The sequence below is a fragment of the Lysobacter oryzae DSM 21044 genome (genome assembly GCF_059568595.1).
The window spans coordinates 16,984-33,432 of the sequence record NZ_JCANTQ010000016.1; the positions used below are offsets into that span (position 1 = coordinate 16,984).

Consider the following 16,449-nt stretch of genomic DNA (forward strand, 5'->3'; position numbering starts at 1 on the left):
GGATGATCCAATTTCGCTGCAGCGCAGCAACTACTTCGTCACCGAGTGCCATGTCCGCTTCTGATCGCAATCTTCGCGCCGTCAACCTGCCGACCGACTGGTCTCCGGCAAGCTGGCGCGGACGTCCGGCGTTGCAGATGCCGACTTATCCCGATCCGGTCGTGCTCGAAGGCGTGCTGCAGGAAATGCATGCGCTGCCGCCGTTGGTGACGTCGTGGGAAATCCTTGCCCTGCAGAAGCAGATTGCCGAAGCCCAGGACGGCAGGCGTTTCCTGCTGCAGGGCGGCGATTGCGCGGAAGTATTCGAAGGCTGCACGCCGGAAGTCATCTCCAACCGGCTCAAGGTGCTGTTGCAGATGAGCCTGGTGCTCGTGCATGGCCTGCGCCTGCCGGTCGTGCGTGTCGGCCGTTTCGCCGGCCAGTACGCGAAGCCGCGTTCGACCGACACCGAGACCCGTAACGGCCTGACGCTGCCTAGCTACCGCGGCGACATCATCAACGGTCCCGATTTCACCGAGGAAGCGCGCATCCCGGATCCGCGCCGCATGGTCAAGGCGCATGCGCGTTCGGCCATGACGATGAACTTCATCCGCTCGCTGATCGATGGCGGTTTTGCCGACCTGCACCACCCCGAATACTGGAACCTGAGCTGGGTGGGCCATTCGCCGTTGGCCGACGAGTACCAGCGCATGGTGGACGGCGTCGGCGATGCGGTGCGGTTCATGGAAACGCTGTCGGGCAGCGAGGTGCACAACCTCAATCGCGTGGACTTCTACACCTCGCACGAAGCGCTGTTGTTGCCCTACGAGGAATCACAGACCCGGCAGGTGCCGCGGCAGTGGGGCTGGTTCAACCTGAGCACGCACTTCCCATGGGTTGGCATGCGCACGGCACAGTTGGACGGCGCCCACATCGAATATTTCCGCGGCATCCGCAATCCGATCGGCCTGAAGGTCGGACCGTCGACGACTCCGGACCAGCTGTTGCGGGTCATCGATGTGCTCAACCCCAGCGAAGAGGCCGGTCGCCTCACGCTCATCCATCGCATGGGCGCGGGGCAGGTCGCCGACAAACTGCCGGCGCTGCTGGAGGCCGTCAAGCGCGAAGGTCGTCGCGTGCTGTGGGTGTGCGATCCGATGCACGGCAACACCGAGAGCACCACGAACGGCTACAAGACGCGCCGCTTCCGCAATATCCGCAGCGAGCTGGAACTGGCCTTCGAACTGCACGCGGCCGCGGGCACGCGCCTGGGGGGCGTGCACTTGGAACTTACTGGCGAGGACGTCACCGAATGCCTCGGCGGTGCGCGTGACCTCACCGAAAGCGACCTCGAGCGCGCCTACCGCTCGACCGTCGATCCGAGACTCAACTACGAACAGGCGCTGGAAATCGCGATGCTGATCGTGCGCAAGCAGGCCCAGCTCGCTCGGCCCGAATAAGCGGGCTGCTGGTTACTTCGCGGCAGTTGCCTGCCGGGGAGGAGTAGCGAGTGTTGTGAGGAACTGCGGCGCCTTGCGCGCCTTGGTCGCCTGTTCGAACGAGTAGCCCAGCTCGAGCAGGCGCGGCTCGCTCCAGGCCGTGCCCATGAACACCAGTCCCAATGGCAGCCCGCGCGCATCGCCCATGGGCACGGTGAGGCTCGGGTAGCCCGCGACTGCAGCGGCGCCGAAGCCCGAAGGTACGTGCGGATCGCCATTGGTCATGTCGGCTTGCCAGGCGGCGCTGGTGGCCGGCGCGATCAGGGCGTCGAGCCGCTGCGCCTGCAGGGCGGCATCGATTCCCTGCACGCCCGCGAGCCGGCGGATGGTGCTGCGCGCGTCGAGGTAGGCCGGATCGTCCAAGGGACCCTTGGCGTCGGCCTGCTCGAGCAGGTCCTGGCCGAAGTAACTCATCTCATCGCCGGCGTGACGCTTGTTGAAGTCGATGATCTGCGCCAGCGTGCGCACCGGCGCCTGCCGGCTCTCCAGGTAATGCTCGAGGCCGGCCTTGAATTCCCAGGTGAGCACGTCGAGTTCGGCCGCTTCCCACTGCCCATCGGTGGGAATCTGCGCATCCACGATCACGGCGCCGGCACGACGCATCGTCGCGATCGCCTTCTCCATGGCGGCATCGGCTTCGGCGTTCGTTCCCATCTTGTCGCGCAGCACGCCGATCCGCGCCCCACGCAGGCCGTCGGCCTTGAGGTGCAGGGGGTAGTCGAACACCGCGCGCCCCACGCTGTTGGCGGTGACCGGATCGCCTTCATCGCGACCGACCATCGCAGCCAACAGGTAGGCCGCGTCAGTCACGCTACGGGCCATCGGTCCTGCCGTGTCCTGGCTGCTGGAGATGGGGATGATGCCGTTGCGGCTGACCAGGCCCACGGTCGGCTTGAGGCCGACGAGCCCGGTCACCGAGGCCGGGCACAGGATGCTGCCGTCGGTTTCGGTGCCGACGCCGACGGTAGCGAGATCGGCGGAGATCGCGCTGGCGGTGCCCGAACTCGATCCGCAGGCACTGCGGTCGAGCACATAAGGGTTGCGCGTCAGGCCGCCGCGTCCGCTCCAGCCAGAAGTCGAATGCACCGAGCGGAAGTTGGCCCATTCGCTGAGGTTGGTCTTGCCCAGGATCACCGCGCCGGCGGCGCGCAGTCGCTCGACGACGAACGCATCGCGCGCGGGGCGGTGCGTGGCCAGTGCCAGTGAACCGGCCGAATTCACCATCGGCGTGGCGTCGATGTTGTCCTTGAGCAGCACGGGAATGCCGTGCAGGGGGCTACGCACGCGGCCGGCCCGGCGTTCGGCGTCGCGGGCCTCGGCTTCCTTGAGCGCATCCGGATTGAGTTCGATGACGGCATTCAACCTGGGGCCGGCATCGTCGATCGCCGCGATGCGGTCGAGGTAGGCCTGCGTCAACGTGCGACTGTCGAGCTCGCCCCGCGCCATGCGCGCGCCGAGGTCGCCGATACCGGCTTCGGCGAAGGAGAAATCGGTCGGCGCCGTCGCGGCCGGGGCTTCCGGCGCGGCACCGGCGAACAACGTGATTCTGTCGCAAGCGCCCAGTGCGGTCGCGAGGGCGACAGAAAGCAACGTGGCGGGCAGGATGCGCCCGGCTTGGATCCGGCTCAGGACCGACATGCATTTCCCCTAGCCGCGAAATGCGGACCTGTTCAGGATTACCCGCGGGCCCGGTGGGAACAAGGTCAGGGCGCGGACAAAGGCGTGCCGCCCGTCACGCTGCACGCATGCAACCGGAAGCCTCGCCGACAACCGGGGCGAATGGGCCAGTGAGCGGCAACGCCGGAGCGGTCGTGGCGCTGGCCCGCGCGGTGGCGCCAGGAAGAGTCAGTTGCGGCAGGGGGAATCGGTCAGCCGCGGATCAATCCGACGGCGTCACGCGGCGACGCATCAATGCCGGCGCTTGAACAGGTCGCGGGCCAGGGCAGCCACCACGATGAGGTTGACCACCAGGACGGTCATGGACAGCCAGCCCGAATGTTGGATCACTGCGTAGACGTCGATCGGCAGGTAGATAGCGGCGCTGATCAAGGCCAGCCATGACGCCCACGCGCGCACCCGCCACAGGCCCCAGGCTTCCACGAAGCGCAGCACGGCATAGGCCAGGCCGATCCCTGCCGCAAGATGCACCGAGTCGGGATTGAGCGTGCGCGACAGCCAGTCGATCGCACCGTGGTGCGGGTCGAGCTGGAAGCGGTTGATCAGCTCATGCAGCCAGCGCCGCAACGGCACCGGTCCGAGGATCTCCAGCCCGCTGGCGGCGATGAGCGCCAGCAGGCCCTTGGCAGCTTCGAAGATCGCGATGGCATGCAGGCCCGGATGCGCATGCGGATCCGGGTTGTAGTGGTGCTCCTGCTGCGGAGCACCGGTCATCGGCTGGCCAAGCCCGTTATCCACGAATCGTCGCTTGTCCGGTCGATCAGGCCGCGCGCGAGGCGCGCTTGCGATCGCTTTCGGTAAGGAACTTCTTGCGCAGGCGGATTTCCTTCGGGGTGACTTCCACCAGTTCGTCGTCCTCGATGAAGTCCAGCGCCTGCTCCAGCGTGTACTTGATCGCCGGGGTCAGCTTGATCGCGTCGTCCTTGCCCGAAGCGCGCATGTTGGTCAGCGGCTTCGTCTTGATCGCGTTGACCGTCAGATCGTTGTCCTTGGAATGGATGCCGATCAGCTGGCCTTCGTACACCTGGTCGCCTTCGGCCGCGAACAGGCGGCCACGCTCTTCCAGCGGGCCCAGCGCATAGGCGGGGGTGGCGCCGGGGGCGTTGGCGATCATCACGCCGTTCAGGCGCTTGGCGATCGCGCCGGTTTCCTTCGGACCGTAATGGTCGAACACGTGGAACAGCAGGCCCGAACCCTGGGTCAGCGTACGGAACTCGTTCTGGAAGCCGATCAGGCCACGCGCCGGAATCATGTAGTCCAGGCGCACGCGGCCCTTGCCATCGGGCTCCATGTTCTTGAGCTGGCCCTTGCGGATGCCGAGCTTTTCCATCACGCCGCCCTGGTGCTGCTCCTCGATGTCGACCACCAGCTGCTCGACCGGCTCCATGAGCTGGCCGTCGATTTCCTTGATGATCACTTCCGGGCGCGACACGGCGAGCTCGAAGCCCTCGCGGCGCATGTTCTCGATCAGCACCGACAGGTGCAGTTCACCGCGGCCGGAGACCAGGAACTTGTCCGGATCCGAACCTTCCTCGACCTTCAGGGCGACGTTGTGCAGCGTTTCGCGCTCGAGGCGTTCACGCAGCTGGCGGCTGGTGAGGAACTTGCCGCCGCTGTACTCCTTGTGCCCGGCGAACGGCGAGTTGTTCACCTGGAAGGTCATGCTGATGGTCGGCTCGTCCACGGTCAGCGCGGGCAGCGCTTCGGGATGTTCCAGCGCGCACACGGTGTCGGAGATCGACAGGTCCGTGATGCCGGCAATGGCGACGATGTCGCCGGCTTCGGCTTCTTCGGTCTCGATGCGCTCCAGGCCCATGAAGCCCAGTACCTGCACGATCTTGCCCTGGCGCTTCTTGCCTTCGCGGTCGATCACGCTGACCGGCATGTTCTTCTTCACCTTGCCGCGCTGGATGCGGCCGATGCCGATCAGGCCGACGAAGTTGCTGTAATCCAGCTGGCTGATGCGCATCTGGAACGGGCCGTCGAGATCGACCTGCGGCGGCGCCACGTGCTTCATGATCGCTTCGTAGAGCGGGGTCATGTCGCCGTCGCGCGCGGCGTCGTCCAGGCTGGCGTAGCCGTGCAGCGCCGAGGCGTAGACGATCGGGAAGTCGAGCTGCTCGTTGGTGGCGCCGAGCTTGTCGAACAGGTCGAACACCTGGTCGATGACCCAGTCCGGACGCGCGCCCGGGCGGTCGATCTTGTTGACCACCACGATCGGCTTGAAGCCCATCGCAAACGCCTTCTGGGTCACGAAGCGGGTCTGCGGCATCGGGCCGTCCATCGCGTCCACCAGGATCAGCACCGAATCCACCATCGACAGCACGCGCTCGACTTCGCCGCCGAAGTCGGCGTGGCCGGGGGTGTCGACGATGTTGATGCGGTTGCCCTGCCAGGTGATGGCCGTGTTCTTGGCCAGGATCGTGATGCCACGTTCCTTTTCCTGGTCGTTGCTGTCCATGGCGCGTTCGGCCAGGACCGTGCGTTCGGACAGGGTGCCCGACTGCTTGAGCAGGCAGTCGACGAGGGTGGTCTTGCCATGGTCGACGTGGGCGACGATGGCGATATTGCGCAGGCGTTCGATGGACATGCAGGAAAGCGCCGGCGAGGACGCAGGTCAGCGGAAGGAAGCCGGAAATTATAGCCCGGCGCGGTTACCCGCGTCCCATTCAGGCTGGACGGCTGGAGTATTCTTGTCGGTCCCGTTCACGGACCCCATATCCGGGGCCTCACCCCCCCCACTCGCAGGAGCCGTCCCATGAGCCTGATCGCCAATTTCGCCACCGACCGCGGCCCGATCCGGGTCGAACTGGCCGCCGACAAGGCGCCGCTGACCGTCGCCAACTTCGTCAACCTGGCCCAGCGCGGCTTCTACGACGGCCTCAAGTTCCACCGGGTCATCAACGATTTCATGGTCCAGGGCGGCTGCCCGCAGGGAACCGGTACCGGCGGCCCGGGCTACCGCTTCGAGGACGAGGCCAACAACGGCCTGCGCCACGAGCGCGGCGTGCTGTCGATGGCCAATGCCGGCCCGAACACCAACGGCAGCCAGTTCTTCATCACCCACGTCCCGTGCGGCTGGCTGGACGGCAAGCACACCGTCTTCGGCAAGGTGCTGGAAGGCCAGGACGTGGTCGATGCGATCAAGCAGGGCGACGTGATCAACTCGATCAAGATCGAGGGCGATACCGCCGCGGTGCTCGCCGCAAAGGCCGATCGCGTCGCGGAGTGGAACAAGATCCTGGCAGCCTGACCGGCAGGATCGGCAATACCGGACGGGGGCGCATGCAGCGCCCCCGTTTTCGTTGCGGCGCACGGAATACTGCGTGGCTGCGACGCAACAGCGGCGTGGCTACAATATGGGACTTCCTCCCCACAGGTCCCCGCCCCATGCCCCAGCTTGCCCGGCGCATCGGTCGCGCCAAGCCGAGCGCGATCATGCAGGTCGCCGAGAAGGCCAAGCGCCTCAAGGCCGAAGGTCGCGACATCATCAGTTTCTCGATCGGTGTTCCCAACTTTCTCCCCGCCGAGCACGTCTATGCCGCAGCGCGCACCGCGCTGGACAAGGACAGCGGGCAGTACGGCAGCAATCGCGGTTCCGATGCGCTGCTCGACGCGTTCCTGGCGCACATCCACAAGATCGGCCTGGACGGTTACGGCAAGGTCAACGTCGCCACCGGCATCGGCGCCAAGCACGTGATCTACAACCTGGCCGAAGCGCTGCTGGACGAGGGCGACACCATCGCCTTCCCGACGCCATACTGGACCAGCTATCTCGACATCGCGGAAATCGTCAACGCGAAGATCGACCTGCTGCCGTGCCCGCCCTCGCAGGACTACAAGCTCACGCCCGCGCAGCTTGATGCCGCCTTGGCGAAAAAGCCGAAGGTGTTCCTGTTCAACAACCCTTCGAACCCGACCGGCATGGTCTATTCGAAGGAGGAGATCGGCGCGCTCGCCGACGTCGTCGCCAAGTATCCGGACACCTGGATCATCACCGACGACATCTACAACCGCATGGTGTTCGACGGCGTGGGGTACCACAACTTCGTGCATGCCCGTCCGGAACTGCGCGACCGCGTGATCTTCATCGACTCGCTGTCCAAGACCTACGGCATGCCGGGCTGGCGCGTGGGCTTCATGGCCGGCCCCGAATCGGTTGCGCAGGCGATCGCCACCATGAATTCCAACCACATCACCAACATCCCGGAAATCGTCACGGCCGCCGCGGTCGCCGCTCTGTGCGGACCGCAGGACGTGCCTACGCAGAAGTGCGCCGAATTCCAGGCCAAGCGCGACCAGGTGATGGCGGTGATGAATTCGCTGCCGGGCGTGGTGTGCCCGCGTCCGCAGGGCGCGTTCTACGTGTTCCCGGATATCTCCATCGCCTTCGGCAAGACCCATCGCCCCAGCGGGACCAAGATCAACAACGACGTCGATTTCTGCGACGCGCTGCTCGAGTCCAAGGGCGTCGCCTGCGTGCCGGGCTCCGCATTCGGCGAGCCGCGCGCGCTGCGCATCAGCTACACCTGTCCGACGCCGCAGCTGGCCCCGGGCCTGCAGCGTTTCCAGGAATTCTTCAACGAACTTTCCTGATCCATCCAACACGCATCGTCGCGGGGCGCCCGGCGCCCCGCTTTTTCATCCAGGAGTTGCCCCATGAAGACCCCCGTCCGCGTTGCCGTCACCGGTGCTGCCGGCCAGATCGGCTATGCGTTGTTGTTCCGCATCGCTTCCGGCGAAATGCTCGGCAAGGACCAGCCCGTCATCCTGCAGATGCTCGAGCTGCCGCTGGAAAAGGCCCAGGCCGCGCTCAAGGGCGTGATGATGGAACTCGAGGACTGCGCGTTCCCGCTGCTCGCCGGCATGGTCGGCACGGATGATCCGAAGGTCGCGTTCAAGGACGCCGACTACGCCCTGCTGGTGGGCGCGATGCCGCGCGGTCCGGGCATGGAGCGCAAGGACCTGCTGCTCAAGAACGCCGAGATCTTCACCGTGCAGGGCAAGGCGCTCAACGACGTCGCCTCGCGCAACGTCAAGGTGCTCGTGGTCGGCAATCCGGCCAATACCAATGCCTACATCGCCATGAAGTCGGCGCCGTCGCTGCCGGCAAAGAACTTCACCGCGATGCTGCGCCTCGACCACAATCGCGCGCTGTCGCAGCTGGCCGCGAAGGCCAATGTCGCCGTCGCCGACATCAAGAAGATGGTCGTCTGGGGCAACCACAGCCCGACCATGTATCCGGACTACCGTTTCGCCACCGTCAACGGCGAGTCGCTGCAGGGCAAGATCAACGACGCCGACTGGAACGCCAACACCTTCATCCCGGTGGTCGGCAAGCGTGGCGCGGCGATCATCGAAGCGCGCGGCCTGTCGTCGGCCGCCTCGGCCGCCAATGCCGCCATCGACCACATGCGCGACTGGGCGCTGGGCACCAACGGCGAGTGGGTGACCATGGGCGTGCCGTCCGACGGCAGCTATGGCATTCCCGAGGGCGTGATGTACGGGGTGCCGGTGACCTGCGCCAACGGCGAATACACCCGTGTCGAAGGCCTGCCGGTCGACGAGTTCAGCCGCACCATGATGGACAAGACGCTGGCCGAGCTCGAGGAAGAGCGTGCCGGCGTGGCGCACCTGCTGTAAGCAACAGACACGAAGGCGGCTCCGGTCGCCTTCGTCGCTTTGGTTCGTAGAGGTATCGAATATGTCCCATGTTTCTGCCGGCGCCCGCTTTCGCGCCGCCGTCAAAGAAGAATCCCCGCTGCAGGTGATGGGCGCCATCACCGCCTACGCCGGCCTCATGGCCAAGCGGGTGGGCTACAAGGCGCTGTACCTGTCCGGCGGTGGCGTAGCCGCCAATTCGCTGGGCATGCCCGACCTGGGCATCAGTACGATGGAAGACGTGCTGACGGATGCGCGCCGGATAGTGGATGCCACCCAGATGCCGTTGCTGGTCGACATCGACACCGGCTGGGGCGGGGCGTTCAACATCGCGCGCACCATCCGATCCTTCATCAACGTCGGTGTCGGCGCCGTGCACATGGAAGACCAGGTAGGCCAGAAGCGCTGCGGCCACCGCCCGGGCAAGGAAGTGGTGAGCAAGGACGAGATGGTCGACCGCGTCAAGGCGGCCGTGGATGCACGCACCGACAGCAGCTTCGTGATCATGGCGCGCACCGACGCGGCCGCGGTGGAAGGCATCGATTCGGCCATCGAGCGCGCGGTAGCCTACGTCGAAGCCGGGGCGGACATGATCTTCCCGGAAGCCATGAACTCGCTCGACGACTACCGCAAGTTCAAGGCCGCGGTGAAGGTACCGATCCTCGCCAACCTCACCGAGTTCGGCAGCACGCCCTTCTTCACCACCGACGAACTGCGCGACGCCAAGGTCGACATCGCCCTGTACTGCTGCGGCGCCTATCGCGCGATGAACAAGGCGGCGCTCAATTTCTACGAGACCGTCCGCCGCGACGGCACGCAGAAGGGCATCGTCGACACGCTGCAGACGCGCGCTGAGCTGTACGACTACCTTGGGTACCACGCCTACGAGGACAAGCTCGACGCGCTGTTCGCGCAGGAGAAGTGACGCAAGGGACGGGTCGGCCGACGGGGTGGAACTGGTTCACGCCGTGCGTGCCCCCCGTAACCTGCCCCGCCGGCGCGTTTTCCGCCCAACGACCGTAGCGAGCGCGATAGTGGCTCGCCACGGTCGTTTGCGACATGCCAGTCGCACTTAGGCGTACCTGTTTTGAACAACGTTCCACCACGGCGCGACCGGACAGCAAGAAAACCGGACGCGGATAAATTCCAGGAGAAAACCGATGACAGACTCCGCCCAGGTCCTTCCCAAGGCCAAGAAATCCGTAGCCCTGAGCGGCACGGCTGCCGGTAATACCGCGCTTTGCACCGTTGGTCGCAGCGGCAACGACCTGCATTACCGCGGCTACGACATCCACGACCTCGCCACGAAGTCGACCTTCGAGGAAGTCGCTCATCTGCTCGTGCATGGCACGCTGCCGACGCTGTCCCAGCTGAACGCCTACAAGGCCAAGCTGAAGCGCTTGCGCGGCCTGCCCGCCATCGTCCAGGAAGCGCTGGAGCTTGTTCCCGCCAACGCCCACCCGATGGATGTCCTGCGCACCGGCTGCTCGGTGCTCGGCACCGTGCTGCCCGAGCGCGACGGCCATCCGGCATCCGAGGCGCGCGACATCGCCGACAAGCTGGTCGCCAGCTTCGGTTCGATGCTGCTGTACTGGTGGCACTTCACCCGCAACGGTCGCCGCATCGACGTGGAAACCGACGACGACAGCGTCGCCGCGCACTTCCTGCACCTGCTGCATGGCGAAGAGCCGTCGGAGCTGCACGCCGACTCGCTCGACAAGTCGCTGATCCTGTACGCGGAGCACGAGTTCAACGCGTCGACTTTCACCGCACGCGTGATCGCCGGCACCGGCTCGGACCTGCATTCGTGCATCACCGGCGCGATCGGCGCGCTGCGTGGCCCGAAGCACGGCGGCGCCAATGAAGTCGCGATGGACATCATCAGCCGCTATGGCTCCGCTGACGAAGCGGAAGCCGACATCCGCGCGCGCATGGAACGCAAGGAGATCGTCATCGGCTTCGGTCACCCGGTGTACACCATCGGCGACCCGCGCAATCCAATCATCAAGGAGATCTCGCGCAAGCTGTGCAAGGACGGCGGCAACCAGATGCTGTTCGACGTGTCCGAGCGCATCGAGAACCTGATGATGGACACCAAGAAGATGTTTCCGAACCTCGACTGGTACTCGGCGTCGGCCTATCACATGATGGGAATCCCCACGCCGATGTTCACCCCGCTGTTCGTGATCGCGCGCACCACCGGCTGGAGCGCACACGTCATCGAACAGCGCGAGGACGGCAAGATCATCCGTCCGAGTGCGAACTACGTCGGTCCCGAAGATCGCGAGTACGTGGCGATCGACAAGCGCTGAGCATGCAGGACGAAAAAGGCCGCGCACCTGCGCGGCCTTTTTCATTGGTGCGATGCTCGACGTTCAGGCCAGGCCTTCGGCCTTCAGCGCGGCCTGCACGCCGCGATCCGCTTCCATCCGCTGCTTGAACGCCGCTAGGTTGTCGAGACCGGAAAGGTCGATGCCGCAGTTCGCGGCCCACCGTAGCGTGATGTAGAGATACGGGTCGGCGTAGCTGCGGAAGCCCGCGAGCCAGGGCTGTCCTTCCAATTGCGCGTCCGCACGCTCGAACAACGCGCGCACGTTCGAGCGGGCCTGCGCCTTCACCGCGTCGTGGTGCGCTTCGTCGGCGATGTACCGGGCTGGACCGAAGATCGGCTTGAAGGCCGGGTGCAGGTCGGAGTTGACGAACGCCAGCCAGCGGTTGGCTTCCGCGCGCTGGCGCGCACTGCCATCGCCGGCGAGTCCGGCTTGCGGCCAGCTGTCGGCGATGTAACCGAGGATGGCGGCGTTCTGGGTGAGGACGAACTCGCCGTCGCGCAGCGCAGGCACGGCGCCGGCCGGATTGACGGCGAGGTACTCGGGCGACTGGCGACGATCGCGAGGGACGATTTCGACTTCGAAGTCGCCGCCCGTCCACTGCAGCGCGATGTGGTCGGCGGTCGAGCAGGCGCCGGGCGAGGAATAGAGCTTCATAGGTCCCCAGTCTTGGATCAGGCGGACACTATGACGTGGCTCGAGCGGCTCGCTCAATCGCGCGAGCGCAACATTGCGTTACGGTCCGCCGGTGTGCGTGGGGCAAAAAAAGATCCGCGCGGCGGCGGATCCAAGATTCGGCGAAGTGGGCTTCGCTCTGCTAAGCGGATTCAGGATGCGTGCTTGCGCGGCTTGAGCGACTGCACCTTATAGAAGGTGTGGTCGCCGATGGTCGCTACCTGATAGGCGTTGCGCCACGACGGGCTGGCCACGGCCAGGGCGGCGAAGTGGCTGGCGCCCGGGACGATTTCCTTGCGCTGGCCGGCGGGCAGGGCCCAGTTGTTCTCGGCCTCCAGGGCCACCGTGACCGCCCGCGCCCAGGCCTCGGTATTGCCCAAGCGGGTCGACGGGGAGACCAGGGTGGGGGCGAACTGCTTATTCGCGGTGACCACGTCGCAGACGGTGGTGCCCCACAGGCCGCTGTCGCGGCGGCGCAGGGCGACCTCGGCGACCGCCTGCTGGCCGCGGACCGACTGGTCCCGGGCCTCCAGGTAGACAGTGGTGCTGAGGCACAGCGAATCGGCCGATTGCGGCGGCAGCACGGAGGCCAGCCACAGGATCCAGGCGAGTTTCATGTCGTACTCCTTGCTCCGTTGGCCGGGCCGCACTTCGGCGGCGTCTCCTTGCGGAGGCGGTCGCCTGGGGCGAAATCCGGTATGGCGTACTGGGGAGGGCGGCGCGCTCTATGGCGTGCTTTGCCCGGGCATCGGGACCACGCGTGGGGCGTGGGCGCTGCGACGGTGCCGCCGGGGGCGGCTGAAAAGTTGGCGCACGGTAAAGGCGGGTTTCCCAACCAAGCCTGAATAGTGACTGCGATCACGGATTGTGGTCGACGCATTTCGGTGGTAGGCGGCGAGGTCGATTCCGCCCAGTTCAGCGGAAGGCGAAGGCATCGAGCGCAAGCGTTCCAAGTTCGTGGGAGCGGTGCAGGACCTCGACTTCCGGGCCGTCGCCGGCGGCGCCGAGTGCGACGAACAGGGGCATCAGGTGCTCGGTGGTCGGGTGGGCATGGCGGGCATTGGGAGCCTGCGCGTGCCAGTCGAGCAGGGCTGGCCAGTCGTGGCCGGCCAGCTTGGCGTGCATCCATGCCGAGAATTGGGCCGCCCACTGCGCCAGCGGCGCATGCTTGTGCTGCCAGTCCAGGTCGCCCAGGTTGTGGACGAAGCCGCCCGAGCCAACCACCAGGACCCCTTCGTCGCGCAACTTTGCCAGTGCACGGCCGAGGTCGAAGTGCCAAGCGGCGTCGGCGAGGGGATTCACCGACAGCGGCACTACCGGGATGTCGGCTTGGGGATACATCCGCCGCAACGGCACCCACACTCCGTGGTCGAGACCATGGCCGGGCCGGACTTTCGCGCCAAGGCCGGCATGGGCAAGGCGGGCGGCGATGTCTTCGGCTAGCTCGGGGGCTCCCGGCGCTGGGTACTGGAGCTGGTAAAGCGGCTCCGGGAAGCCGCCGAAGTCGTGCACCGTATGCGGTTGGGCATGGCCACCGAGCATCGGGCGGTCGGCCAGGAAGTGCGCCGACGCGACCACGATCGCGCGTGGGCGGGGAAGGGCGGTGCCCAGCCCATCGAGGAAGCGTCCCGCGGCGGAGTCCTCGATGGCCAGCATGGGCGAACCATGGGACAGGAAGATCGTCGGCAATCGGACCGAGGCGTTCATGTCGTCAGGGTGATCCCTGGGCGCGTAGATTCCAAGCGCCGGTCCCGCGTGGAGGCGTTTGCCATGGGCCGCAATCGCCACCCGAACCGCAGTCGGCCTTTCCCGCCACGGAGTGCGCACATGGGCAGCCCCCCGGACCTGCGTTCCACCGTCCGTCCCGCACCGGACGCAGCGATGCTAGACATCGCGGACTACGTCGTCGACTTCGCCCCCGACTCGGACGAGGCGTACCGGACGGCCCATTACATGCTGCTCGATTCCCTGGCCTGCGCGGCCTTGGCGATGGAGCACGGGGAGTGTCGCAAGCACCTCGGCCCCCTCGTGCCCGGCGCCGACATGCCAGGCGGCGCGCGCGTGCCCTTTACCGGACACGAACTCGATCCGGCACAGGCGGCCTACAACATCGGAGTGCAGATCCGCTGGCTGGACTTCAACGACACCTGGCTGGCCGCGGAATGGGGCCATCCCTCCGACAACCTCGGAACGATCCTGGCGGTGGCGGATTACCTGGGCCGCAAGCTCGACCACGACGGCGGCAAGGCCATGACGATGCGCGACGTGCTCGGCTGGGCAATCAAGGCCCACGAGATCCAGGGGTGCTACGCACTGCGCAATTCCTTCAACCGGGTCGGCCTCGACCACGTGATCCTGGTGCGCCTGGCCTCGGCGGCCGTGGCGACACGCATGCTCGGAGGAGGCCGCCCCGAAGTGATTGCCGCGGTGTCGCACAGCTGGATCGACAACGGTGCACTACGCACCTACCGGCACGCGCCGAACACCGGCCCGCGCAAGAGTTGGGCAGCAGGCGACGCGTGTCGTCGCGCGGTCGTGCACGCCCTCAACGCGGTCAAGGGCGTCGCCGCCTACCCGAGCGCGCTGTCGGCGCCGGTCTGGGGCTTCTACGACGTGGCGTTCCGCGGCAGGGCGTTCGAGTTCGAACGCCCCTTCGGCACCTACGTGATGGAAAACATCCTGTTCAAGATCAGCTATCCGGCCGAGTTCCATGCCCAGACCGCCGTCGAATGCGCGTTGGCGCTGCACGATCAGGTCAAGGATCGCCTGGACCAAATCGAGCGCATCGTGCTCGAAACCCAGGAAGCCGGCCTGCGCATCATCGACAAGACCGGACCGCTGGCGAACTACGCCGATCGCGACCATTGCCTGCAGTACATGGTGGCGGTGCCCCTGATTTTCGGGCGGCTGACCGCGGACGACTACAGCGACGCGATCGCCGCAGATCCGCGCATCGATGCCCTGCGGGAAAAGATGGTGGTGGCGGAGAATCCGCAGTTCACGGCCGACTATTTCGATGCGGGCAAGCGCTACATCGGCAATTCGGTGCAGGTGATCTTCAAGGACGGCACGTCCTCGCCGAAGGTATCCATCGACTATCCGGTCGGCCACCGCAAGCGGCGGGCCGAGGGGATTCCCCTGCTCATGGCCAAGTTCGAGTCCGCGATCCGCGCGCGTGTCGCGCATCCCCAAGTGGACGAGTTGCTGGCCTTGGCCGCCGACCCCTCGCGCCTGGCATCCCTGTCGACCAGTGCATTCTTCGGCCTGCTGGCGAATCGCTAGGGCGTTCTGGACTCGCCCGAGAAGGCTCGGTCCAAGGGCCTGTCTTGTCGCTTTTTTAACATGGTCTTCACCGCGACGCCCCTAGCCTGCGCCGTGGTGGCGTTGCCGTTCAGCAACCCGTCCAAGTTCAGGATCCACCAGTAGTGGTCCCCTTCTTCAAGGAGCAGAAAAGATGAACAAGAAACTCCTCTGCGCCGCCCTGCTGGGTGGTTTGAGCATCGCGCAGGCAGCACAAGCCCAGGATTTCGACGACCGGTGGTACCTGACCGGTGCGGCCGGCTTCAACATCCAGGACAACGATCGCGACACCCGCAACGCGCCCTTCATCGCGCTGGGCGCCGGCAAATTCATTTCACCCAACTGGTCGCTGGACGGCGAGCTCAACTATCAGAAGCCGGTGTGGGATTCCAACCAGGATCTCAACTGGAGCCAGTACGGCATCTCCTTCGACCTGCGCCGCCACTTCATCGCCGAGGGACGCAACTGGAATCCCTACGTGCTGATGGGCCTGGGTTACCAGCGCGAGGAGATCGAGTCGGACAACTTCCCGAACCCGGATTCGCCGTTCGAGGAAACCGAGGGTGCCATCTCCGGCAAGTTCGGCATCGGCCTGCAAGGCGACATGGGGCGCTTCGGTGTCCGCACCGAGTTGGCCTACCGTGCCGTCGCCATCAACGACACGCGCGCTCAGCTGCTGCTGGACGATCCGCCGGGTGACGACGGCGAAGACTGGTACGGCGATATCCTGGCGTCCGTCGGGATCATCGTTCCCCTCGGTCCGGAACCGGTCGCCGCGACTCCGCCGCCGCCGGCCGCCGCGCCGAGCTGCACCGACGGCGACGACGACGGTGACGGCGTGAACAACTGCGACGACAAGTGCCCGGGTTCGCAGGCGGGCCAGACCATCGGTCCGGACGGCTGCCCGGTGCCGGTGTCGATCGACCTGAAGGGCGTGAACTTCGACTTCGACAAGTCGACCCTGCGTCCCGACGCGGTGCAGATCCTCAACGAGGCCGTTGAGATCTTCAAGCGCTATCCGGAGCTGAAGGCCGAAGTGGCCGGTCACACCGACCAGTGCGGCAGCGACGCATACAACCAGGCCCTGTCGGAGCGTCGTTCGCGCGCCGTGTACGACTACCTGACCAGCAACGGCATCGACGCCGCGCGCCTGACCGGTCCGAACGGCTACGGCGAGAGCCGTCCGCTGGAAGACCTGGGCCAGACCCTGCCGGGCTGCAAGAGCGAGCGTAACCGCCGCACCGAGCTGAACGTCCAGAACTGATCGGACGCCAGCTGCCTCATCGAAGCCCGGCCTCGTGCCGGGCTTCTTTTTTGCGCCGCAATAA

At 66.0% G+C, this 16,449-nt stretch carries 14 protein-coding genes; 8 read left to right on the plus strand and 6 right to left on the minus strand.

The window, feature by feature from the left end:
* Window positions 1-50: 50 nt before the first annotated feature.
* Window positions 51-1,439: a class II 3-deoxy-7-phosphoheptulonate synthase gene (locus tag BP05_RS15550; RefSeq protein WP_496365086.1), complete on the plus strand. Its 1,389-nt coding sequence runs from the start codon at window positions 51-53 to the stop codon at window positions 1,437-1,439.
* Between the two features lie 12 nt (window positions 1,440-1,451).
* Here the strand turns inward: BP05_RS15550 and BP05_RS15555 are convergent, their stop codons facing one another.
* The 3 genes from BP05_RS15555 to typA all read right to left on the minus strand — a co-directional run bounded on the left by BP05_RS15555 (window position 1,452) and on the right by typA (window position 5,745).
* Entirely contained in the window at window positions 1,452-3,116 is a 1,665-nt protein-coding gene (locus BP05_RS15555; protein ID WP_496365088.1) for an amidase, read from the minus strand.
* 270 nt (window positions 3,117-3,386) lie between these two features.
* Window positions 3,387-3,869: a DUF2127 domain-containing protein gene (locus tag BP05_RS15560; protein WP_496365114.1), complete on the minus strand. Its 483-nt coding sequence runs from the start codon at window positions 3,867-3,869 to the stop codon at window positions 3,387-3,389.
* A 46-nt stretch (window positions 3,870-3,915) separates the two neighbouring features.
* Entirely contained in the window at window positions 3,916-5,745 is a 1,830-nt protein-coding gene (gene typA / locus BP05_RS15565) for a translational GTPase TypA (protein ID WP_496365090.1), read from the minus strand.
* A gap of 168 nt (window positions 5,746-5,913) precedes the next feature.
* Between typA and BP05_RS15570 the strand changes: the two genes are divergently transcribed.
* The 5 genes from BP05_RS15570 to prpC all read left to right on the plus strand — a co-directional run bounded on the left by BP05_RS15570 (window position 5,914) and on the right by prpC (window position 11,128).
* Window positions 5,914-6,408, plus strand: coding sequence for a peptidylprolyl isomerase (locus BP05_RS15570; RefSeq protein WP_496365092.1), 495 nt, complete (start codon window positions 5,914-5,916; stop codon window positions 6,406-6,408).
* 137 nt (window positions 6,409-6,545) lie between these two features.
* On the plus strand, window positions 6,546-7,751 hold the full coding sequence (locus BP05_RS15575; RefSeq protein WP_496365094.1) for a pyridoxal phosphate-dependent aminotransferase: 1,206 nt from the start codon (window positions 6,546-6,548) through the stop codon (window positions 7,749-7,751).
* Between the two features lie 63 nt (window positions 7,752-7,814).
* Window positions 7,815-8,798, plus strand: a complete 984-nt coding sequence (locus BP05_RS15580) for a malate dehydrogenase (protein ID WP_496365096.1) — start codon at window positions 7,815-7,817, stop codon at window positions 8,796-8,798.
* A 61-nt stretch (window positions 8,799-8,859) separates the two neighbouring features.
* Window positions 8,860-9,741, plus strand: coding sequence for a methylisocitrate lyase (prpB, locus tag BP05_RS15585; RefSeq protein WP_496365098.1), 882 nt, complete (start codon window positions 8,860-8,862; stop codon window positions 9,739-9,741).
* A 235-nt stretch (window positions 9,742-9,976) separates the two neighbouring features.
* Window positions 9,977-11,128: a bifunctional 2-methylcitrate synthase/citrate synthase gene (gene prpC, locus BP05_RS15590; protein ID WP_496365100.1), complete on the plus strand. Its 1,152-nt coding sequence runs from the start codon at window positions 9,977-9,979 to the stop codon at window positions 11,126-11,128.
* Between the two features lie 63 nt (window positions 11,129-11,191).
* Here the strand turns inward: prpC and BP05_RS15595 are convergent, their stop codons facing one another.
* The 3 genes from BP05_RS15595 to BP05_RS15605 all read right to left on the minus strand — a co-directional run bounded on the left by BP05_RS15595 (window position 11,192) and on the right by BP05_RS15605 (window position 13,528).
* The gene (locus BP05_RS15595) at window positions 11,192-11,803 is read right to left on the minus strand and encodes a glutathione S-transferase family protein (protein WP_496365102.1); all 612 of its coding nucleotides are present in this window, start codon (window positions 11,801-11,803) and stop codon (window positions 11,192-11,194) included.
* Between the two features lie 170 nt (window positions 11,804-11,973).
* Window positions 11,974-12,438 (minus strand): cell wall hydrolase, encoded by a 465-nt coding sequence (locus BP05_RS15600; protein ID WP_496365104.1) that lies wholly within the window; start codon window positions 12,436-12,438, stop codon window positions 11,974-11,976.
* Between the two features lie 298 nt (window positions 12,439-12,736).
* Window positions 12,737-13,528: a DODA-type extradiol aromatic ring-opening family dioxygenase gene (locus tag BP05_RS15605; protein ID WP_496365106.1), complete on the minus strand. Its 792-nt coding sequence runs from the start codon at window positions 13,526-13,528 to the stop codon at window positions 12,737-12,739.
* A 120-nt stretch (window positions 13,529-13,648) separates the two neighbouring features.
* On the opposite strand from BP05_RS15605, the gene BP05_RS15610 reads away from it, so the two are divergent.
* On the plus strand, window positions 13,649-15,103 hold the full coding sequence (locus BP05_RS15610; RefSeq protein ID WP_496365108.1) for a bifunctional 2-methylcitrate dehydratase/aconitate hydratase: 1,455 nt from the start codon (window positions 13,649-13,651) through the stop codon (window positions 15,101-15,103).
* 172 nt (window positions 15,104-15,275) lie between these two features.
* Window positions 15,276-16,385: an OmpA family protein gene (locus tag BP05_RS15615; RefSeq protein WP_496365110.1), complete on the plus strand. Its 1,110-nt coding sequence runs from the start codon at window positions 15,276-15,278 to the stop codon at window positions 16,383-16,385.
* The last annotated feature ends 64 nt before the right edge of the window (window positions 16,386-16,449 follow it).